This is a genomic window from Bacteroidota bacterium, assembly GCA_013696965.1.
Lineage (GTDB): Bacteria > Bacteroidota > Bacteroidia > JACCXN01 > JACCXN01 > JACCXN01.
Window position 1 is genome coordinate 49274 of record JACCXN010000020.1, and the last position, 20473, is coordinate 69746.

18 protein-coding genes are annotated in these 20473 nt (G+C 35.0%); 11 read left to right on the plus strand and 7 right to left on the minus strand.

The window, feature by feature from the left end:
• The first annotated feature begins 17 nt into the window (after positions 1–17).
• The 4 genes from H0V01_03360 to H0V01_03375 all read left to right on the plus strand — a co-directional run bounded on the left by H0V01_03360 (position 18) and on the right by H0V01_03375 (position 3321).
• Positions 18–626 (plus strand): YihA family ribosome biogenesis GTP-binding protein, encoded by a 609-nt coding sequence (locus H0V01_03360; GenBank protein ID MBA2582409.1) that lies wholly within the window; start codon positions 18–20, stop codon positions 624–626.
• 6 nt (positions 627–632) lie between these two features.
• Complete coding sequence (locus tag H0V01_03365) at positions 633–1127, plus strand: N-acetyltransferase (protein ID MBA2582410.1); 495 nt, start codon at positions 633–635, stop codon at positions 1125–1127.
• 258 nt (positions 1128–1385) lie between these two features.
• The gene (locus H0V01_03370) at positions 1386–2177 is read left to right on the plus strand and encodes a DUF3108 domain-containing protein (GenBank protein ID MBA2582411.1); all 792 of its coding nucleotides are present in this window, start codon (positions 1386–1388) and stop codon (positions 2175–2177) included.
• 178 nt (positions 2178–2355) lie between these two features.
• Positions 2356–3321, plus strand: coding sequence for a tryptophan 2,3-dioxygenase (locus H0V01_03375; protein ID MBA2582412.1), 966 nt, complete (start codon positions 2356–2358; stop codon positions 3319–3321).
• Between the two features lie 64 nt (positions 3322–3385).
• Here H0V01_03375 and H0V01_03380 read toward each other — a convergent pair whose 3' ends face one another.
• Complete coding sequence (locus H0V01_03380; protein ID MBA2582413.1) at positions 3386–4003, minus strand: hypothetical protein; 618 nt, start codon at positions 4001–4003, stop codon at positions 3386–3388.
• A 37-nt stretch (positions 4004–4040) separates the two neighbouring features.
• Here H0V01_03380 and H0V01_03385 point away from each other — a divergent pair, with 37 nt between their 5' ends.
• Complete coding sequence (locus tag H0V01_03385) at positions 4041–4184, plus strand: hypothetical protein (GenBank protein ID MBA2582414.1); 144 nt, start codon at positions 4041–4043, stop codon at positions 4182–4184.
• 117 nt (positions 4185–4301) lie between these two features.
• On the opposite strand, the gene H0V01_03390 is transcribed toward H0V01_03385, so the two are convergent.
• The 3 genes from H0V01_03390 to H0V01_03400 all read right to left on the minus strand — a co-directional run bounded on the left by H0V01_03390 (position 4302) and on the right by H0V01_03400 (position 8053).
• Positions 4302–6203 (minus strand): amidophosphoribosyltransferase, encoded by a 1902-nt coding sequence (locus H0V01_03390; GenBank protein MBA2582415.1) that lies wholly within the window; start codon positions 6201–6203, stop codon positions 4302–4304.
• 130 nt (positions 6204–6333) lie between these two features.
• Entirely contained in the window at positions 6334–7365 is a 1032-nt protein-coding gene (locus H0V01_03395; GenBank protein ID MBA2582416.1) for an amidohydrolase, read from the minus strand.
• Between the two features lie 172 nt (positions 7366–7537).
• A complete protein-coding gene (locus H0V01_03400) occupies positions 7538–8053 on the minus strand; it encodes a 3-hydroxyanthranilate 3,4-dioxygenase (protein ID MBA2582417.1) in 516 nt (171 codons plus the stop codon).
• Positions 8054–8680: 627 nt separating this feature from the next.
• Here H0V01_03400 and H0V01_03405 point away from each other — a divergent pair.
• From H0V01_03405 to H0V01_03415, 3 genes are all read left to right on the plus strand, one after another.
• On the plus strand, positions 8681–9469 hold the full coding sequence (locus H0V01_03405; GenBank protein ID MBA2582418.1) for an SDR family oxidoreductase: 789 nt from the start codon (positions 8681–8683) through the stop codon (positions 9467–9469).
• Positions 9470–9748: 279 nt separating this feature from the next.
• Complete coding sequence (lysS, locus tag H0V01_03410) at positions 9749–11458, plus strand: lysine--tRNA ligase (GenBank protein MBA2582419.1); 1710 nt, start codon at positions 9749–9751, stop codon at positions 11456–11458.
• 11 nt (positions 11459–11469) lie between these two features.
• Complete coding sequence (locus H0V01_03415; GenBank protein MBA2582420.1) at positions 11470–12468, plus strand: NAD(P)H-dependent glycerol-3-phosphate dehydrogenase; 999 nt, start codon at positions 11470–11472, stop codon at positions 12466–12468.
• On the opposite strand, the gene H0V01_03420 is transcribed toward H0V01_03415, so the two are convergent.
• Entirely contained in the window at positions 12465–13295 is an 831-nt protein-coding gene (locus H0V01_03420; protein MBA2582421.1) for an alpha/beta hydrolase, read from the minus strand. The two genes, H0V01_03415 and H0V01_03420, sit on opposite strands and share 4 nt — an antisense overlap.
• Positions 13296–13371: 76 nt before the next feature.
• A complete protein-coding gene (locus H0V01_03425; protein ID MBA2582422.1) occupies positions 13372–14679 on the minus strand; it encodes an aminopeptidase P N-terminal domain-containing protein in 1308 nt (435 codons plus the stop codon).
• A 216-nt stretch (positions 14680–14895) separates the two neighbouring features.
• Between H0V01_03425 and H0V01_03430 the strand changes: the two genes are divergently transcribed.
• The 3 genes from H0V01_03430 to H0V01_03440 all read left to right on the plus strand — a co-directional run bounded on the left by H0V01_03430 (position 14896) and on the right by H0V01_03440 (position 18388).
• Positions 14896–15591: a succinate dehydrogenase cytochrome b subunit gene (locus H0V01_03430; GenBank protein MBA2582423.1), complete on the plus strand. Its 696-nt coding sequence runs from the start codon at positions 14896–14898 to the stop codon at positions 15589–15591.
• A 44-nt stretch (positions 15592–15635) separates the two neighbouring features.
• Positions 15636–17555 carry a fumarate reductase/succinate dehydrogenase flavoprotein subunit gene (locus H0V01_03435; GenBank protein MBA2582424.1) on the plus strand — a complete coding sequence of 640 codons (1920 nt, stop codon included), beginning with the start codon at positions 15636–15638 and terminating at the stop codon, positions 17553–17555.
• An 89-nt stretch (positions 17556–17644) separates the two neighbouring features.
• Complete coding sequence (locus H0V01_03440) at positions 17645–18388, plus strand: succinate dehydrogenase/fumarate reductase iron-sulfur subunit (protein MBA2582425.1); 744 nt, start codon at positions 17645–17647, stop codon at positions 18386–18388.
• A gap of 103 nt (positions 18389–18491) precedes the next feature.
• On the opposite strand, the gene H0V01_03445 is transcribed toward H0V01_03440, so the two are convergent.
• A complete protein-coding gene (locus H0V01_03445) occupies positions 18492–20318 on the minus strand; it encodes a gliding motility-associated C-terminal domain-containing protein (GenBank protein MBA2582426.1) in 1827 nt (608 codons plus the stop codon).
• Positions 20319–20473: the final 155 nt, after the last annotated feature.

Sequence of the window (20473 nt, forward strand, 5' to 3'; positions counted from 1 at the left end):
TCAATAAATTTAAGTAGATGCATATAAAAAGTGCTGAATTTGTTTTAAGCAGCACTGAACTAAAAAGCTGTCCAAAACCGGAATTCCCGGAATACGCTTTTATTGGCAGGTCCAATGTTGGAAAATCATCCTTAATAAATATGCTTACTGAGCGTATTGGACTTGCCAAAACATCATCTAAACCTGGAAAAACACAACTCATTAATCATTTTTTAATAAATGAATCCTGGTATCTTACTGATTTACCTGGTTTTGGATTTGCAAAAGTTCCAAAAGCAATAAAATCAAAGTGGGAGAAAATGATCAAAGATTACCTGCTTCTGAGGGAAAATTTAATGTGTGTATTTGTTTTGCTCGATTCCCGGCTTGAACAGCAAAAAAAAGACAAGGAGCTGATTGATTTTCTTGGAGAAGAACAAATTCCATTCGTAATGATTTTTACTAAAACTGATAAATTATCCCCACCACAATTAGATAAAAACATTGCTGCATATAAGAAAACTTTAAAAAGCCAATGGGATCAACTGCCTGATATATTTTTATCTTCAGCTGAGAAAAAAACAGGAAGGGATGAAATAATGGCTTTTATTGAAAACACCAATACTTATTTTCAAAAACCTAAATAATTTCAGATGATTGCATTTAGAATGGCAACTATTGAGGATATCATTACTATAACAGAGATATACAATGAAGCAATCCTTAACACAACAGCAACATTTGATACTGAATTAAAAACCATAGAAAACAGAACTAACTGGTTTTTACAAAGGGATGCTAATTTTCCGGTAATGCTTGTTGAATACCATCAAAAAATAGTTGGATATGCAGCCCTGAATAAATGGTCAGATAAAAAGGCTTACGATATTACAGCAGAAATTTCCCTTTACATTGAAGCCCAATCAAGAGGAAATGGAATTGGAAAAAAATTAATTCAGGTTATTGTTGAAATTGCAAAGGAAAAAACCAATCTGCATTCCATAATTGCAAGAATAACACAGGGAAATGATCACAGTATTTACCTGCATGAAATCAATGGTTTTGATAAAATTGGCATTATGAAAAGTGCGGGCCAAAAATTTGGAAAACTTCTGGATGTAACACTAATGCAAAAGATGCTGAGATAAAATTAAAACCATTAATTTATTCCAATCTTTTTTACTCTTTCAAGCTTTTTTCTATTTTTTCATGCTTTTTGATTTGGATTCAAGCTGTTTTCATACATTATTCAAAACAATAAATAGTCTGTTTAACCTGTTTTTAAAGAGGTTGGGACTTATGGCATAGATTTTGAAAATTGTCCGAAAGTTCTACTAAAAACAACAGCCATGAAAAAAGCTATTATCATCTTATTTGTATTCTTAAGTTTTTACACATTGGCCGAAATGACTTTCATAAAAGATTTCACCAATGAAAATAAAGCATTTTCAGGATTTTCAGAAACTGAAATTGAATCAGGAGAACTCAGAAAACTGGAACAAAAGGCATTTAAGCCAGGGGAAATACTTGAATATGTTGTACATTATGGCCTTATTGATGCTGGTACAGCTCGTATTGAATTGCGTGATGAGGGAAAAACAATGGCGGGCAGAAAAGTATTTCATGTAATTGGAACAGGTGTTACAAAGGGAGCTTTTGATTGGTTTTTCAAAGTAAGAGACAGGTATGAAACTTTTATTGATGCCGAAGGAATTTTCCCCTATCTTTTTGTTAGAAGAGTGGACGAGGGTGGATATATTATCAATCAGGATTACAAGTTTTCACACCATAAAAAGCAGGTGGATGTAGGAAACGGGAAAGTTTTTGATTCTCCGGAATATGTTCAGGATATGATATCTGCTATTTACTTTGCAAGAACTATAAATCTAAAAAACATTAAACCCGGTGATGTTATTACAATAGATGCTTTTGTAGACAATGAAGTTTGGCCGGCCAAAATACGATATGTAGGAATCGAAAATGTATCGATTCGAAATGGAAAATACAATTGTTTGGTGTTTAACCCTGTAATTCAACAAGGAAGAATTTTTAAAAAAGAAAGTGATATGCGTGTTTACATTACCAATGACGAAAACAAAATACCAATTTTAGCAGAAGCTAAAATCCTTGTTGGTTCAGTAAAAATGGAGCTTACAAAATATGAAGGCATTGCCAATCCCCTGGCAAAAATAAAGTAATTCTTCATTAAAGGTTTATGTTTCGTTATGTTTAACCACAAGGCATAAATAAGTAATGATAAAAAGAAAAACAACACCTTTGAATTCAAAATTGTCTTTTTTAACTTAATATACATAAGTTCTAAAGCAATTGCTACTTTTTTTTCCGTAATTTGTGGCCCTATAAAAGCGCGTAAAAATGGAATTAAAGCCTGAAATTCTTGACCGATTAAAAAAGCTGGATGAAAAATACCAGTCTATGGGACAAGATCTTGTTTCATACCTGGATGGTTTGTTGTATGCGGATTACCTTACCTATTGGGATTACATTCATCTTGATACTCTTTTAAGTCTTCAAAATCCTAAAACAAGTATTCCTGATGAAGAGATATTCATTATGTACCACCAAATTACTGAATTGTATTTTAAGCTATGTATGCACGAATTCAATCAGCTGGAGAAAAAAGAAAAAATTGACGCTGCTTTTTTAACTTCACGTGTAAATAGGATAAACAGGTACTTCGGAGCTTTAACCCATTCATTTTCTGTTATGGTAGATGGAATGGATCCGGATCAATTTCTTAAGTTCAGAATGTCCTTATTACCTGCTAGTGGATTTCAGTCGGCACAATACCGGGAAATTGAAATTTGCAGCACAAGTTTTATTAATTTAGTAGAAAAAGATCAAAGGCAAAAATTTTCAGAATTTCCTGAAAACAATGAAATCGAAGAAATGTATGCGTTTCTTTATTGGAAAAAAGGGGCTACCGAACTTTCTTCAGGAAAAAAGACTTTGACTCTTAAGCAATTTGAAGATAAATACAATAAGAAGCTCATTGATTTGGCAATAAATAAAAGAAAATTCAATTTATTGGCCATTTACAACTCCTTAAGTGAGGAAGAAAGGAAAGATGAAGGACTTATTAATGCTTTAAAATTACTTGATGTAAATGTAAACATAAACTGGCCTTTATCTCATTATAAATCTGCAGTGAGGTATTTACAAAAAGACCCGGTAGATATTGCTGCAACCGGAGGTACAAATTGGCAAAAGTACTTGCCTCCTCGCTTTCAAAAACGAATATTTTATCCGGAATTATGGAATGATGAAGAGGTAGAAAACTGGGGTAAGAACTGGGTAAAGACAGAAGTTTTTGGCATGTAACCGGTTTTCTAAAATCAATACATAATTTCTCGCATCATTTCAAAATCATACAAGGTTTTTAACCTTAAATCATAGTATGATATCCAAAAATCAAATCGGGCAAGGTTGCAACTGTAGGTTCCCAGGCACTGATTGTTGCTCCTACCACTTTTTTCTTACCATTCCAATCCCTGTGGTAAATTAACATTCCATCTTCAGGAGCTATAATAGTAAACTCTTTCAACAGCTTTTGCATGAGTTCCAATTTATATTCTGCCTGTTTAAGTGAAGCAGTTACTTCCTGCATTTTAGCCTTTGCCTGGTTTACTTTAAGTTTATAATTTTCATGCTGCTGATCCATGGATCTATTGGTTTTCTCCAGGTCTAGGTTAGCTTGCCTTATTGTTGCAGGAGGTTCATACGTTGATTGTTCCAGCACAATTTGTTTTTCTTTTACATTAAACGATGTGTTTGAAATTTCATCTCTTGCCTGTCTAAGATCTAGTGTTGTATCCAGTTTGGTTTGAATGTATTTTGATTGGATTTTAGAAAGTTCACTCTCTTCATCCTTAATTTTATTCATTATTTCTGTTTTATCCAAGGTAGCTATGAAGTCTCCTTTTTTTACAACAGTTCCTTCGGCAATCAAATCAGAAATTTTCACCTGCCATATTCCTACTCCCCTTATTCCTCCCGGCCCCATAATATTCACAGAGTTTTTAGCTTCTAATTCACCCGAAGTGACCACACTAACCTCAAATGCTCCTCTTTTTACAATGGCATTTATTAAGGATTCATTTTTTGATTTAAATGGATTAAAAATAATGAAAAGGGCAATTACAATAGCGAATGCAGGTATAAAAGCCAGTAGTTTTTTTGTTTGAGTTTCATAAAAATCAAATTGACCTAAAAAATAATTAACAGCTAGGTGTTAAATTTAAAAACCCAATTCAAAAATTTCGAACTGGGTTTTTAAAATCTTGTATAAATGTAAGAATAATTTAATACGCTCTCACATTTTTTCCTTCCATATAATTGATAAAGGCCTTATTCACAACCTTGTTACCACCAGGTGTGGGGTAATCCCCCGAAAAATACCAGTCTCCTTTAGAATCAGCACAAGCATTATGCAATCCTTCCAGGGATTGGTAAATTATTTCAACTTCAGCTTTTAAGTCTGCAGGTTTTAGCAATTCAGTAATTTTAGATGAAATTTCTTCTGCTGTAAAAGGTTTATAAATTTCTTTCACCACATTTACTATTTGTTCTTTGGGTAGAAATTCCTGGCTTTTGGCCTTTTCATAAACTTCATCTATAATATTCTCCATGAAATTATCTTTTAACAAGGCTATAGCAGCCTGAAAAGCGACAAAATCACCTAGTTTTGCCATGTCTATACCATAGCAATCCGGATATCTTAATTGTGGTGCGGAAGAAACAACTATTATTTTTTTAGGACCAAGCCTGTCAAGTATTTTAAGAATACTTTGTTTAAGGGTGGTTCCACGAACAATTGAATCATCTATAACAACAAGATTATCCTCACCGTTTCTTATCACACCATAAGTAGTATCATAAATATGGGCTACCAAATCTTCTCTGTTGCTATCATCGGTGATAAAGGTTCTTAATTTGGCATCCTTTACTGCAATTTTTTCAACCCTGGGACGCTGCGAAAGAATTTGGGTAAGAGCAGGATCGGATATTTTATCGCCTAATTTTAATATCTCAAGTCTTTTAACTTTGTTTAAATGGTGGTGCATTCCTTCAATTACACCAGCAAATGCCACTTCTGCAGTATTTGGTATAAAAGAAAAAACAGTATTTTTTAAATCATAATCTACAGCTTTTAGTATTGCCGGACATAAGAAACTACCGAGTTTTTTTCTTTCAAGATAAATATCCTTATCACTTCCTCTGGAAAAATAAATACGTTCAAATGAGCAGGATTTTTTCTCCAGTTGTTCTGTAATTTGCTGTTCCTTAAATTGTCCGTCCTTTTTAATAATAAGAGCACATCCCGGTGTAATTTCCTTTACTTTATTTGCTGCAACATTAAATGCTGTTTGAATAACCGGTCTTTCAGAAGCAACAACTACCACCTCATCATCGGAATAATAAAATGCCGGTCGTATTCCTGAAGGATCCCTTAAAACAAAAGCATCACCATGGCCGAATAAACCTGCCATTGCATAACCGCCATCCCATTTTTTACTTGCATCAGAAAGAATTCTTGCTATATCTAATTCCTTTGCGATAAGAGGAGAAATTTCAGTATTACTGTATCCTTGTTTTTTAAATTCTGCAAATTTTCTTTCATTTTCAACATCCAAAAAATGTCCAATCTTTTCCATTACAGTAACAGTATCTGCTCTTTCTTTGGGATGTTGTCCTAGTTCTACCAGTTCCTCAAAAAGTTCATCAACATTGGTAAGGTTAAAATTTCCAGCAACTGCTAAATTTCTTGTCATCCAGTTGTTTTGCCTTAAAAATGGATGGCAGTTTTCAATACTGTTCTTACCATAGGTTCCATATCTTAAATGACCAAGAAAAAGTTCACCTGTAAATCCTAAATTTTCTTTAAGCCATTGTGCATCATTAAACTTATCGGGATTTGTTTTTTTAACCTCAATGAATTTAGCATTTATCTTTCCGAAAATCTCCTGTATTGCTCCTGTTGAAACTGATCTATAACGACTAATATACCTTGTTCCTGGTTTAACATCAAATTTAATATTAGCAACACCTGCACCATCCTGTCCCCTGTTATGTTGCTTTTCCATCAATAGGTACAACTTATTAATTCCATAAAGCGGAGTTCCGTATTTATCTATGTAATATTGAAGTGGTTTTAGTAATCGGATCAATACAATTCCGCATTCATGTTTAATTTTATCGCTCATGTCTAAGGTTTTAATATAAACGTCAAAAGTTAATGCTTATTGATGTTATATAAGGGTTTTGGAAGAACACAGACAAAGGTAATTTATATTTGCTTTTCTTTAGCAAAACAACTTGGTTAATTAAAGAAAATCAAGGCTTGCCAGTTAAAAAATACTCTTTTTTTATATTCAACCATTCCAAGGCAGAACCATTTAAAAGCAATTCCTTAATGTTATCAGGGTAAGCTGAAGTTTTGATAAGTTTTCCTGGCTCAAGCTCTCCAAGTGGAAAAGGATAATCTGTTCCTAGTGCAACTCTGTTGGGGCCAGCTAAATCAACTAAAAATTCCAGCATTTTTGGGTCGTGGACCAAGGAATCAAACCAGAATTTTCCAAGATACTCGCGGGGGTTTTTATTATTGTCTATTGCTACAAGATCAGGGCGGCAATTAAATCCATGTTCAATGCGTCCAATTGTTGATGGAAAGGAGCCTCCCCCATGAGCAAAAGCAACTCTTAATCCTGGTAGTTTTTCAAAGACACCTCCAAATATCATGGAACAAATGGCAAGGGAGGTTTCTGCAGGCATTCCTACAAGCCAGGGGAGCCAATAGCGTTGCATTTTCTCCTGGCCCATCATTTCCCAGGGATGAACAAAAACTGCCATGTCGAGTTCCTGGCATGCTTGAAAAATCGGGAAAAGGTTTTCATCATTCAGGTTCCAGTCATTTACATGGGAACCAATTTGAATTCCTACAAGTCCTATTTTTTTACACCTTTCCAGTTCCTTTATTGCTAAATCAGGTGCTTGTAAAGGAATAGTTCCAAGGCCTGCAAACCGTTTCGGATATTTTTGAACAATTCCGGCAATATGATCGTTTAAAAATTGAGATAAATCAAGACAGTCCTGTGGCTTTGCCCAATAACTGAACATCACCGGAACTGTTGACAATACCTGAACATCAACATGATGGTGTTTGCATTCTTTTATTCTTGCCTCCGCACTCCAACAATTGTCCTCAACTTCCCTGAAAAATTTGTCGTCCATCATCATCCGGGCACAACAAGGTTTGTGATGGTCAAGTTGAATAAAACCGCCATATCCAAATTTCTCCTTCCAATTTGGAATATGTTCGGGAAGTATATGCGTATGAATGTCTATGGTAAGAACTGGATTTTGCATTTTTGATTAAGGTTTGGATTTTCGAAAAAAACATTTTCAAATTAAAGAGTGCTTTTTCAAGAACAAGCAGGAGGATTTATAGTTATAAATCAGTTCTATTTCCCAATTCAATTCCAAGCAGTTTCTGGTACCAAATGATGAGAAATAAAAAAAATCAATCAAAAAACCATGACTATTTTGGTGGTTCCATTATTGTTCCGCATTTTTTACAGGTTCTATTTTCCTGGCTCCCGTAAAAATTCTTGAAAACTCCTTGAAATTGAGTCATAATGTTAGTCATCTCAAAATACTCTTCGTATAGTTTATGATTGCATTTTTCACAAAACCATAACAATCCATCCTTTTCTCCGGCACGTCTTTTTCTTTCTATTACCAGCCCAACTGTACCTTCTCCTCTTATTGGGGAATGCGGGATCATGGGAGGAAGCAGAAAAATATCACCTTCATTAATTGGAATTGTTATGGCCTTGCCCTCTTCTTGAATGCGCACTTTTACATCGCCCTCAAGTTGATAGAAAAACTCTTCACTTTCATTGTAATGATAATCTTTACGGGAATTAGGTCCACCTACTACCATTACAATAAATTCAGCATTTTCCCATATTTGCTTATTGCCAACTGGAGGCTTTAACAGAGGACGATTTTCATCAATCCATTTTTTTATATTAAAAGGGTGTTGTACACTCATTTCTTTTGATTTTGTTAGTACGGCTAAAGTAAAAAAAAATGCTGAGCTAGTAACATATTCAATGTGCTTCTTTTCAAATAATATTAATTTACAAATTATGAAATAGCCATGCACGAACCGTTCACAAACGCTAATGAATATAACATGGCTATCCCGATAAATCGGGATGACCTTTAAAAAACAAATTATATACATATGAAATAGCCATGCACAGAACGTGCGCAAACACGCATGAAGATAACCTGGCGTATTCCATATGACAACTAAAAAATCAAATTATCTACATATGAAATAAGTAGGCTTGCTCTATATTCTGCAGATGGTGCTTTTTTTTTAATTTCACAGAGCGCACAGAGGAGTCACAGAGGATCAAAAAAATCAGGGAATCTCTGTGGTCCTCTTTGACTTTTCTGTAAAACTCTGTGAAACTATACTTTTTAAACTACACAAAGGGCACAAAGGAGTCACAGAGTTGCACAGAGCGAAAAAAACAAAAAAATCAGGGAATCTCTGTGACTTCTCTGTGGGACTCTGTGAAGCAATGAATCAGTGCAGTTTTTTTGCCCTTTGTGAACGATTATAATTTTTTAACTTTGGCTCATATTACAAATAAAACAAAGTTGAAATATGAATCTTGATCTTACAAACAAACATGCTATTGTATGTGGAAGCACGCAGGGAATAGGCAAAGCAGTTGCTATGGAATTAGCAAGAATGGGAGCCAATGTAGTTCTTGTTGCACGTAATATTGATAATTTAACCGCTACAAAATCAGAATTAGATACTTCTAAGGGTCAGTTACATAATGTGATTTGTGCTGATTTTTCTTTTCCTGAAGATTTAAAAATCAAAATGGAGCAATATATAACAATGCATAAAGAAGTAGATATCCTTGTAAATAACACAGGAGGGCCTTCGGGAGGGCCAATTGTAGATGCCAAAACAGAAGATTTCATAAAAACATTTTCAAATCATCTCCTTTGTAACCACATTCTTGTTCAATCCGTTGTTGAAAGCATGAAAAACAAAGGTTCTGGAAGGATTATAAATATTATTTCAACTTCTGTAAAACAACCCTTAAAAGGACTTGGAGTTTCCAATACCATAAGGGCTGCTGTTGCAAATTGGGCTAAAACATTATCCCTGGAATTGGCTCCTTTTGGTATAACTGTAAACAACGTACTTCCAGGTGCCACCAATACTGTTAGGTTATCCTCTCTTCTTCAGGCAAAAGCACTAAAAACAGGACATTCCATTGAATTTTTAAAAGATGAGATGATAAAAGAAATTCCTGCAGGCCGTTTTGCTGAAGCCCATGAAATTGCAAATGCAGTGGCTTTCCTTGCCTCTCCTGCTGCAGCTTATATTAATGGGGTTAATATTCCTGTTGATGGAGGAAGAACTGGATGTCTTTAATGTAAAACACAAGCCTTTTTAATTTTAAATGAACCTGTATTTGCCTACTTATAAATTGCGGGATTTTATTGCTTTTTGTTGGCCCTTGTTTTTGAAATCCTTAAATCTGCCAATAACGAATCCTGCTAAATTTTTTATTGCAATACGAATGTCATAGTTTAAAGTTTGATTCTTTACTAAACAACCACTTTTAAATGTAGTTTAGTTTGTTTCAACTTCAAATTGATTGAAAATCTAATTGAAAACTTATATTTGCACAACTATTTTTGAAAACATCTTATGGAATATACTGATCAGGAGATATTAAGACGACAGTCTCTGGAGGAAATTATTAAACTTGGAATTAATCCATATCCTGCTGAATTATTTGAAATAAATGCTTCAGCAGAAGATATAAATAAAAATTACGAAAGAGATAAGCTAAGTTACAAGAATATAAGCATTGCCGGAAGAATAATGACAAGGCGTATTATGGGAAATGCATCATTTGTAGAAATACAAGATGCAAGTGGTAGAATTCAGGCCTATGTAAAACGTGATGACATTTGCCCTGATGAAGATAAAACCCTTTACAATACAGTATTTAAAAAGCTTCTTGACATAGGCGATATAATTGGTATAACCGGTTATGTTTTTACAACCCAAACTGGAGAAACAACCATTCATGTGAATACCTTAAAAATACTTTGCAAATCACTAAAACCATTACCCATTGTAAAGGTTGATGCTGAAGGCAAAATACATGATGCTTTTTCTGATCCGGAACAACGTTACCGCCAGCGTTATGTGGACTTAATTGTTAATCCCCATGTAAAGGAAGCTTTTATAAAACGCACCAGGCTTACCAATTCCATGCGCTCATTTTTGAACAACAAAGGGTATCTTGAAGTGGAAACTCCTGTTTTGCAACCTATTTATGGTGGAGCTGCTGCACGTCCTTTCAAAACCCATCACAATACCCTTGACATGGATTTGTACCTGCGTATTGCAAACGAATTGTACTTAAAAAGATTAATTGTAGGTGGTTTTGATGGGGTTTATGAATTTGCCAAAGATTTTCGAAATGAAGGAATGAGCAGGTTTCATAACCCTGAATTTACTCAAATGGAACTTTATGTGGCTTATAAGGATTATTTGTGGATGATGGAACTGGTGGAGGAAATGGTTGAACGCATTGCTATGGATCTTCATGGTTCCACAGAGGTTAAATATGGTGATAACATCATCAATTTTAAAAGTCCCTGGAAAAGATACACCATGTATGAAGCTATTATGGAATTCACAGGCGTTGATATTTCTGCAATGAGCGAAGAGGAAGTTGCAAAAGCTGCAACAGAAATGGGTGTTAAAGTGGATTCAACAATGGGCAGGGGGAAAATTATTGATGAGATATTCGGAGAAAAATGCGAGCCGAAATTAATTCAGCCTACTTTTATTATGGATTATCCAAAAGAAATGTCCCCACTGGCAAAAAGACACCGAAGCAGAGAGGGCTTAGTTGAACGCTTTGAAGCCATTTGCAATGGGAAAGAAATCTGCAATGCATATTCTGAGCTTAACGATCCCGTGGATCAGAGAAGAAGATTTGAGGAGCAATTGGAACTTGGAAAAAGAGGAGATGAAGAAGCAATGATGCTGGATGAAGATTTCTTAAAAGCAATAGAATATGGAATGCCACCTACTTCAGGTCTGGGTATAGGAATTGACCGTCTTAGCATGATTATGACCAACTCAAAATCCATTCAGGATGTTTTGTTTTTCCCTCAAATGCGCCCCGAGAAAAAGAAAACAGCGATTGACTTTAAATCCCTTGGTATACCTGAACCCTGGTCAACTATTTTGGTTAAAATAGGAATAGCAACTTTAGAAGATTTAAAAGCTGCAAATCCTAATAAATTATTCAATGATTTATGTGGTATGCGAAAAAAATTAAAACTTGAAGTACCAGCACCAAGCATAGATGATGTAAAGGCTTGGGTTAATCAATAAAACTAAATAATTTGAAAGAAGAACCAAAAATAGCCGTTATTGGCGGTGGAAGCTGGGCAACTGCTTTAGTTAAATTATTAAGCAATAATTTAACAGTGGTAACCTGGTGGATGAGAGATAAGGAAGCAATTGAACACCTGAAAAAATTCCACCACAATAAAAATTATTTAAGTTCCATTGAATTTGACATTCACAAGCTTAATTTAACCAGTGATTTAAAATTCGCTATTAAGTCAAACGATATTATTATTCTTGCTGTTCCTTCCGCTTTTGTTAAACAGGCACTTGAAAGCATAAAACCAGAAGATGTTGCAGGAAAAATGATTTATTCTGCAATCAAAGGAATTGTTGCCGAAGACAATATGATTATTGGAGAGTTTTTGAATAAACAATTTGAAATTGGCTTCAATAATATTGGTGTTATAATGGGCCCTTGCCATGCAGAGGAAGTTGCTCTTGAAAAACTCTCTTATCTTACTATTGCATGTCCTTCTGTTGAAAATGCTGAAGTACTGGCGCAAAAACTCGCCTGCAGGTATTTAAAAACAACAGTTTCAGATGATATTTTCGGAACTGAATATGCAGCTGTTTTGAAAAATGTTTTTGCCCTTGCCTGTGGCATTTCAATTGGACTCGCTTATGGCGATAACTTCAGGGCGGTTCTTATTTCTAATTCTATACAAGAGATTGAACGTTTTGTAGAAAAAGTGCATCCAATTAGCAGGGATATAAAAAGTTCAGCTTACTTAGGAGATTTACTAGTTACTGCATATTCTCAATTCAGTCGTAACCGGGCTTTTGGTATTATGATTGGAAAAGGACATTCAGTTAAACACACTCAGCTTGAAATGAACATGGTTGCAGAGGGCTATTATGCTGCCAAATGCATTTATGACATGAATCGTGAACATAAGGTTTACATGCCAATTACAGATGCGGTTTACAATATGCTTTACGAGAAGATTTCTCCAATGGTGGAGATGAAAATACTATCTGATAAATTATCTTAAGTATTTGCTTTCCTTTTCCCATGCACTTTTCCTGAAAAAGCTTTTTTGGCAAAACCAGCTATTATTTCAATTGTTTGATCCTTGGCCTCTATAAAGCCCATGTGAGCAACAGAATCTAATATATAAGTTGTTGCATTCCTTGGTAGTTCAGCCTGTTCAACAATAACTTCAAAAGGAATAACAGGATCTTGTTTCCCGATAATAAATAAAACAGGATAAGTTGAAAAACGAAGAATAATTTCCCGCTCTACCCTCTCCTTCATTCCTTCAAGTGAAGCTATTATTCCTTGTTTGGAAATTTTACCGGCCCTTTTAATTAATAGTTTTATTTCCTTGGAATGTTTTTTTTGGTTTTCCTTGGTAAATAAACCCGGAATAAGGTTTTTTACGAAATCCTTTTTACTTTGCTTAATTAGGTTTATCACCCTTTCTCGCTCCTGTTTTTTTATTTGATTATCTGCTGCCGCAGAAGAATGGAAAAGGCAAAGACCTTTAACATTTTCAGGAAAAAATTCAGCATAGGCCATTGCAACATAACCCCCCATAGAATGGCCAATCAGGATAGATTTTTTTACTCTTAGTTGTTTCAGCACTGATTGTACGCATTCTGCCATTAAATCCATGGAATGTACGTATCCAAGACATCCTGTTTGCCCATGTCCGGGAAGATCTATACAAATTACACGGTATTTTAATGAAAGGGGGTCTACAAACTCCTTCCAAATATCCGAGGATTCCAAAAAACCATGAAGAAAAACCAAGGCCCTTCCTCTTCCTTTATCAATAACCCGTACAGGCGCATTTTTAAATGCCAGGTTTTTTATCATTTGAATTCATTTTGTATTGATCATTAAATCAATATAGCTGCGCGCAAATAAACGCTTTATATAGTATGTGAAAATCCTATGTACTGGCCACAGTTAAAGCTGACATTAATTCTTCAATTTCATCTGCTTCAATTGGAATATTAGCCATTAAATCAACAGGGCCATTTTCTGTAATTAAAATGTCATTTTCTAATCTTATTCCCAAATTTTCTTCTCTTATATAAATTCCCGGTTCACAGGTAAAAACCATTCCATTCTGAAATACTAGATCCGGTTCACCTATATCATGTACATCAAGACCAAGCAGGTGAGAAGTTCCATGCATAAAATATTTTTTATACAGAGGTTTGTTTGGGTTTTGATTGGTCACTTCTGATGCATTCAACAAGCCAAGTCTAATTAATTCTGCTTCCATTATAAATCCCACTTCTTTGTGGTAATCTACAATTTTTGTTCCCGGAACCAGTAATTTAATGGCTGCCCTCATTACATTTAAAACAGCATTGTAAACATCTTTTTGTCTTTGGGTAAATCTTCCACTTACAGGCACGCAACGCGTCATGTCTGAGGCATAATTTGCATATTCGGCTCCCACATCCAATAAAATAACATCTCCTGCTTTACATTCCTGGTTATTTTCTATATAATGCAAAACACAGGCATTGAAACCTGAAGCGATAATGGGAGTATAGGCAAATCCACGTGAACGTTTACGAACAAATTCATGGATCAATTCAGCCTCAATTTCATATTCCATAACTCCTGGCTTAACAAATCCCAACAATCTTCTAAACCCATCTTCAGTAATATTGCAAGCTTTTTGAAGTAAATCAATTTCATGTTGAGATTTAATCTGCCTTAGTTTTTTCATAATAGGTGCAGACCTATTATACTTATGCAAAGGATAATTTTGTTTGCACCAATTTATAAATCTTGAATCTCTTGTTTCAACTTCTACTACTGCCCTTGTATGTTCATTAGTGTTAAGATAAATATTTTCACACTCTGACATTAATATGTTTAATATGTTTTTAAATTGATTTATCCAGAAAACAGTTTTTATACCAGAAATCTTAAATGCTTCTTCCTTGTTTAATTTGGCACCTTCCCAAATGGCTATTTCCTCATTTGTTTCTTTTACAAAAAGTATTTCACGGTATTCAGGGTTAATTGCATCAGGAAAAATTATTAATATGCTTTCCTCCTGATCAATACCTGATAAATAAAACAAATCATTGTTCTGTCTAAAAGGCATTGTGCCATCCGCATTGGTTGGCATAATATCATTGGAATTAAATACTGCCAAGGAATTCGGCATCAACATTTCAGAAAATTTTTTTCTGTTTTTTAGGAACATCTCACTATTAAGAGGCAAATATTTCATGATACACGAATTTTTATATGAAAAACAACAAAATTAGGAAATCTTACATTAATTATAGACACTTTTAAATATTCAAAAAAAAATAAAACTAATTTACTTTTTTCCTTTGCATAAACATATATGAATTATACATTTGCAAACACAAAGGCATAGAAAGATTACCCTTTAATTTTCTGACACTTTGTACTTAATTAACATCCTTCACCTCAAGTAATTATGTCAAACAATTCACTGATATTCAACTCAACAATAGGAAAAAAAATATTAATGGGATTAACCGGACTGTTGCTATGTCTGTTTTTAGTAGTCCATTTATCCGGCAATCTTTTATTATTTAGTAGTGATGGAGGACGTGCTTTTAATGAATACACGGTTTTTATGACCACAAATTTGCTTATTAGAGGTGCGGAAATTGGTCTTGTTGCTGGATTTCTAGCTCATATTATTTTGGCTCTTGGATTAACCCGGAAAAATTCCGCAGCCCGTCCTGTAAAATATGCAGTGACCAAAGTAAATGAAACAGCAAGTATTTATTCCAGGAATATGGGTGTTACCGGAAGTATAATTCTTATTTTTCTTATTCTGCATTTAAAAACCTTTTGGTTTACTTATAAATTCGGAGAAATTCCAGTTATGGTATATGATGATGGAGTGGAGTTAAAAGACATGTACTTTGTTGTTCAGGCAGCTTTTACCCAATGGTGGTATTCAGGTTTATATGTTATTGCTATGATTTTATTGGGTGCTCATCTTAACCATGGCTTTCAATCAGCAATGCGTTCACTTGGATTAAACAATAAATCCTTTGCACCAATATTAACCATAATAGGAAGTGCATTTGCAATTGTTATGACTGTAGGCTTTTCTTTATTCCCGATCCTTTTCTTTTTTGGGATTGTTGGGGTGAAATAACCAATTGAAGTTAATTAATTAAAAAGAATAAAAACGCTAAATAAATGGCCAAGATAGAATCAAAAATACCTGATGGGAAACTTTCTGAAAAATGGGCAAAGTATTGCTCTACAGCTCCCCTAGTAAATCCGGCTAATAAAAGAAATTTAGAAATAATAGTTATAGGTTCTGGCCTTGCTGGCGCCTCTGCTGCTTCAAGCCTTGCAGAGATGGGATACAAAGTAAAAGTATTTTGTTTTCAGGATAGCTCAAGAAGAGCTCACAGTATTGCAGCCCAGGGTGGAATAAATGCCGCAAAAAATTACCAAAATGATGGTGATAGCGTTTACCGTTTGTTTTATGATACAATAAAAGGAGGAGATTATAGGGCAAGGGAAGCAAACGTTCATCGTCTTGCTGAGGTTAGTTCCAGTATTATTGATCAATGTGTTGCTCAAGGAGTTCCATTTGCAAGAGAATATGGAGGTTATTTAAGTAACAGATCTTTTGGAGGAACTCAGGTTCAACGTACATTTTATGCTGCCGGACAAACAGGGCAGCAACTTTTATTAGGGGCATATAGTGCCTTGAGCAGACAAATTGGAACAAAGCAGGTAGAAATGTTCACCCGTCATGAAATGCTTGAATTGGTAATGATAGATGGCAAGGCAAGAGGAATCATATCAAGAGATCTTGTAACGGGCAAACTGGATAAACACTTTGGCCATGCTGTTTTACTATGTACGGGAGGTTACGGAAACGTTTTCTTTCTTTCCACCAATGCCATGGGATCAAATGTAACGGCTGCATGGAAAGTTCATAAAAAAGGAGCATTTTTTGGAAATCCTTGCTTTACTCAAATCCATCCAACCTGTATTCCAGTTTCCGGTGACCATCAATCTAAACTTACTTTAATGTCCGAATCATTAAGAAATGATGGCAGAGTTTGGGTACCAAAGAAAAAAGATGACAATAGAAAACCTGTTGATATACCTGAAGAAGAAAGAGATTATTTTTTAGAAAGAAGGTATCCTGCTTTTGGCAACCTGGTTCCCAGGGATGTGGCATCAAGGGCTGCTAAGGAAAGATGTGATGCAGGGTATGGTGTTGGAAAATCAAAACTAGCAGTTTATCTTGATTTTGCAGCTTCCATAAAAAGACTTGGAGAAGATTTGGTTAGGGCAAGATATGGCAATCTATTCGAAATGTATGAAAAGATTACTGCAGAAAATCCTTATGCAAGCCCAATGCGTATCTACCCTGCGGTACATTATACCATGGGAGGAATTTGGGTTGATTACAATTTAATGACAACAATACCTGGTTTATATGCTTTAGGGGAAGCAAACTTTTCTGATCATGGCGCAAACAGGCTTGGTGCATCTGCACTTATGCAAGGTTTGGCTGATGGGTATTTCATTATTCCATATACAATCGGTTCATATCTTAGTGGGGAAATTGGAACTAAAGCAATCTCTACCGATCATCCTGCCTTTGTTGAAGCAGAAAAATCAGTTCAGGATTTAATGAATAATTTTTTATCCATAAAAGGAACTAAGTCTGTAGATTATTTCCATAAGAAACTTGGAAAAATAATGTGGGATTATTGTGGAATGGAAAGAAGTGTGGAAGGTCTTACAAAGGCAAAAGCTATGATTAGGGAATTGCGTGGGGAATTCTGGAAAGATGTTAAAATTCCTGGAACCCAGTTTGAAATAAATCCTGAACTGGAAAAAGCTGCAAGAGTAGCTGATTTCTTTGAACTTGGTGAGCTAATGGTAGATGATGCCATGCATAGGAATGAATCATGCGGGGGCCATTTCCGTGCAGAATACCAGACCGAAGAAGGGGAAGCATTAAGAGATGATCAGAACTTCTCCTATGTTGCTGCATGGGAATTCACAGGAGTTGGAAATGAGCCGATATTACACAAGGAAGATTTGAAATTCGAGGAAATTAAAGTTGCTCAAAGAAGTTACAAATAGATTTTAGCATGTTTTGAGTTGATGATTCATTCAAACAACTTAAAAAAGAGAAATACAACGAGAATTAAACTATTACAAAAAAACAAAACATGGATCTTACGTTAAAGGTTTGGAGACAAAAAAACATCAAGGACAAAGGACATTTGGCTACCTATCAGTTAAAAGGCATATCACCTGACATGTCTTTTCTTGAAATGTTTGATGTATTAAATGAAGAACTTATCAGTAAAGGAACAGAAGAGCCAATTGCTTTTGATCATGACTGTCGCGAGGGAATATGTGGTGCTTGTAGCATGTTCATCAATGGTAGGGCGCATGGGCCTAACAGGGGAACAACTACTTGCCAATTACATATGCGTTCATTTAATGATGGCGATACAATAGTTGTTGAACCATGGAGATCAGGTTCTTTTCCTGTACTTAAAGACCTTGTTGTTGATCGTTCCGCTTTTGACCGTATTATTGAATCTGGTGGTTTTATTTCTGTAAATACAGGAAATGCCAAGGATGCAAACAATATACTTGTTCCTAAACATGATGCAGATGCAGCTTTTGATTCTGCTACCTGTATTGGATGCGGTGCTTGCGTTGCAGCATGTAAAAACTCTTCAGCGGCTTTATTTGTAGGAGCTAAAATTTCTCAACTAGCACTATTGCCACAGGGGAAAATAGAAAGAGAAGAACGTGTAAAAAGCATGGTGGAACAAATGGATGCAGAAGGCTTTGGAAATTGCAGCAATACGGGTTCTTGTGAAGTGGAATGTCCTAAAGAAATTTCTATTGAAAACATAGCCAGGATGAACCGAGAACTTATTGGAGCTACATTTAAATAAAAGCCAATAATTAAATCATTTATTACAAATTAACTAATTAAAAAAACCGGAAAAAGTCTTACTCTTTCCGGTTTTTTAATTCCTGTTTTTTTTTGCAAAAAAATTACCTGAATAAATTAACTGTTCCGTTTTTACTGTAATCTGCTTTAGCGTTTTCAGCTTTTAAAATAAAGAAATAAGTACCCTCTGGAACTAATGCACCTGAAGAAGTTCTACCATCCCATCTGATTTCTGGCGCAGTTGTTTCCCAAATTTTAGTCCCCCAACGGTTGTAAATTTCTATACTAAAATTACCCATACCTGTATTTGGTATGTAAAACATATCATTGTTCCCATCGCCATTTGGAGAAAATACATTTGGAACAATTGCATCTTCATTAATATTGATTTCTAAGGACAATGTATCTGAGCAGGAATTCGGACTTTCAACAATTAACTGAGCAGTATAGGTTCCGGAATTCGAATAATAGTTACTAGGATTTTGAGCTGTTGAAGTTTTCCCATCCCCAAAATCCCAAAACCAGGAAGCTCCATTTAAACTGTTGTCTTGAAAAGAAACATGTTGGGATAAAGGACCGGAAAAGGTAGTATTAAAATCAGCAACGGGATTAGAATCAAGTATCACAACATAGGAAGCAGAAGCTAATGATTCACAAAATCCACCAGAGGTCACCTCGGTAACTGTTATGCTTCCTGGAGAGGCTGTTCCCCATTCTATTGTAACTGTTTGTTGATTGGGCTTAGTTGTGATTGTACCACCAGTTACAGTCCAGGTATAAGTTGAAGTTGAACTTCCTGAGGCAGCGTAGTCCATTTGTGCATTTGAACAAATTAACTGATCACCAGTTAAACTTGGAGCAGCAGGACGTGTTTCATGCAGAATAAAAGGCGTACTGGAATTACCAAAAGAATTAAACGCACTTTTTTTAATGGTTGCGAAATTTCCACTGGATCCAATATTTACCAATCCTAAAGAATTCCACATCGAACCATTAGGAGAATTCCATTGTGATGTATTGCTCCATTGCCCATCAGAGGCTATATTATAGAAAAAGGTTATATCAGCTGCAGTTGTACCTAATGTCCTATTGATTCTGTGATAAAATTCAGGATTGGTGGAGCATATTTGAGAGTCCACAGAATTTCTGTCATAGCCTTCTGTTCCTGCATCTACATTAGCCATTCGAACAGAATAATTATTTACATCCGAAGAAGCAGGAGTTATTACAATAGGCCTGTACCTATATGTTCCAGCACTTGAACCTGTAGGGAAAAGATAAGGTTGATTTGTATTTGTGGTTCTTAACAGTGCGCCAAGTCCAGTACCATTGTTGTTGGAACTTACAAACCCTTCAATTGAGGTTACACTTGAATTTGTTATGGCATTTACTGCAGGGTTTGTAACTGAAAGCAAATTGTCATCCGTTGCGAGTTCTCTGTCATTTAATACAAGTTGTCCTGAAACTGTTGCATTTATAGTTAGCCTTGCTCGAGTTCCTGTTGAACTTGTTAAAATAAGATTATTAAAAGTTGTTGGAACGGCACCTGTAATCAATTGTTCAGAAGTAGTGCCATAAAGCTCAACCTGGCTACTTTCTGCGATAAAATTAGCATCATTAAACCAGTTTTGTTCAATTCTGCAAAGACCGTTTCCATTGGTTATAGAACCATTTAAAAGATAAATGCTTCCTTCTGTTCCGCTATTGGAAATATTTATATTTCCGTTGTTCCTTAAATCACCTCCATCATTCGTAAGTCCACCATTCACCTGAACAACGGCCCCTTCCGCTGTATAAATTAATCCGCCATTACTGAATAATATTGCATCATTCGAAGTTTGGGCAACAACAGAACTCAATGCAAGGATAAAGGCTAAAAACAAAGAAAAAACACTGCTTTTTACTATTGAAAGAGTAGTTTTTGTAATCATATTTGTCAAAGGATTTAATATTCCTAAGACACAAATATATAAAATTTAATGAGAATTCAATATAATTTCAAAGCTTAGCTTATACAAAACTCTTTTTTCTATCTACGTTTTATTTCAATATAATTTCAAATAAAGCTTAGCTTACAAAACTCTTT

Bases quoted from the DNA above. Each gene is read 5' to 3' on its own strand.
- H0V01_03360 (MBA2582409.1), top strand. From the start codon at position 18: ATGCATATAAAAAGTGCTGAATTTGTTTTAAGCAGCACTGAACTAAAA.
- H0V01_03365 (MBA2582410.1), top strand. From the start codon at position 633: ATGATTGCATTTAGAATGGCAACTATTGAGGATATCATTACTATAACA.
- H0V01_03370 (MBA2582411.1), top strand. From the start codon at position 1,386: ATGACTTTCATAAAAGATTTCACCAATGAAAATAAAGCATTTTCAGGA.
- H0V01_03375 (MBA2582412.1), top strand. From the start codon at position 2,356: ATGGAATTAAAGCCTGAAATTCTTGACCGATTAAAAAAGCTGGATGAA.
- H0V01_03380 (MBA2582413.1), bottom strand. From the start codon at position 4,003: ATGGGGCCGGGAGGAATAAGGGGAGTAGGAATATGGCAGGTGAAAATT.
- H0V01_03390 (MBA2582415.1), bottom strand. From the start codon at position 6,203: ATGAGCGATAAAATTAAACATGAATGCGGAATTGTATTGATCCGATTA.
- H0V01_03395 (MBA2582416.1), bottom strand. From the start codon at position 7,365: ATGCAAAATCCAGTTCTTACCATAGACATTCATACGCATATACTTCCC.
- H0V01_03400 (MBA2582417.1), bottom strand. From the start codon at position 8,053: ATGAGTGTACAACACCCTTTTAATATAAAAAAATGGATTGATGAAAAT.
- H0V01_03405 (MBA2582418.1), top strand. From the start codon at position 8,681: ATGAATCTTGATCTTACAAACAAACATGCTATTGTATGTGGAAGCACG.
- lysS (MBA2582419.1), top strand. From the start codon at position 9,749: ATGGAATATACTGATCAGGAGATATTAAGACGACAGTCTCTGGAGGAA.
- H0V01_03420 (MBA2582421.1), bottom strand. From the start codon at position 13,295: ATGATAAAAAACCTGGCATTTAAAAATGCGCCTGTACGGGTTATTGAT.
- H0V01_03425 (MBA2582422.1), bottom strand. From the start codon at position 14,679: ATGAAATATTTGCCTCTTAATAGTGAGATGTTCCTAAAAAACAGAAAA.
- H0V01_03430 (MBA2582423.1), top strand. From the start codon at position 14,896: ATGTCAAACAATTCACTGATATTCAACTCAACAATAGGAAAAAAAATA.
- H0V01_03435 (MBA2582424.1), top strand. From the start codon at position 15,636: ATGGCCAAGATAGAATCAAAAATACCTGATGGGAAACTTTCTGAAAAA.
- H0V01_03440 (MBA2582425.1), top strand. From the start codon at position 17,645: ATGGATCTTACGTTAAAGGTTTGGAGACAAAAAAACATCAAGGACAAA.
- H0V01_03445 (MBA2582426.1), bottom strand. From the start codon at position 20,318: ATGATTACAAAAACTACTCTTTCAATAGTAAAAAGCAGTGTTTTTTCT.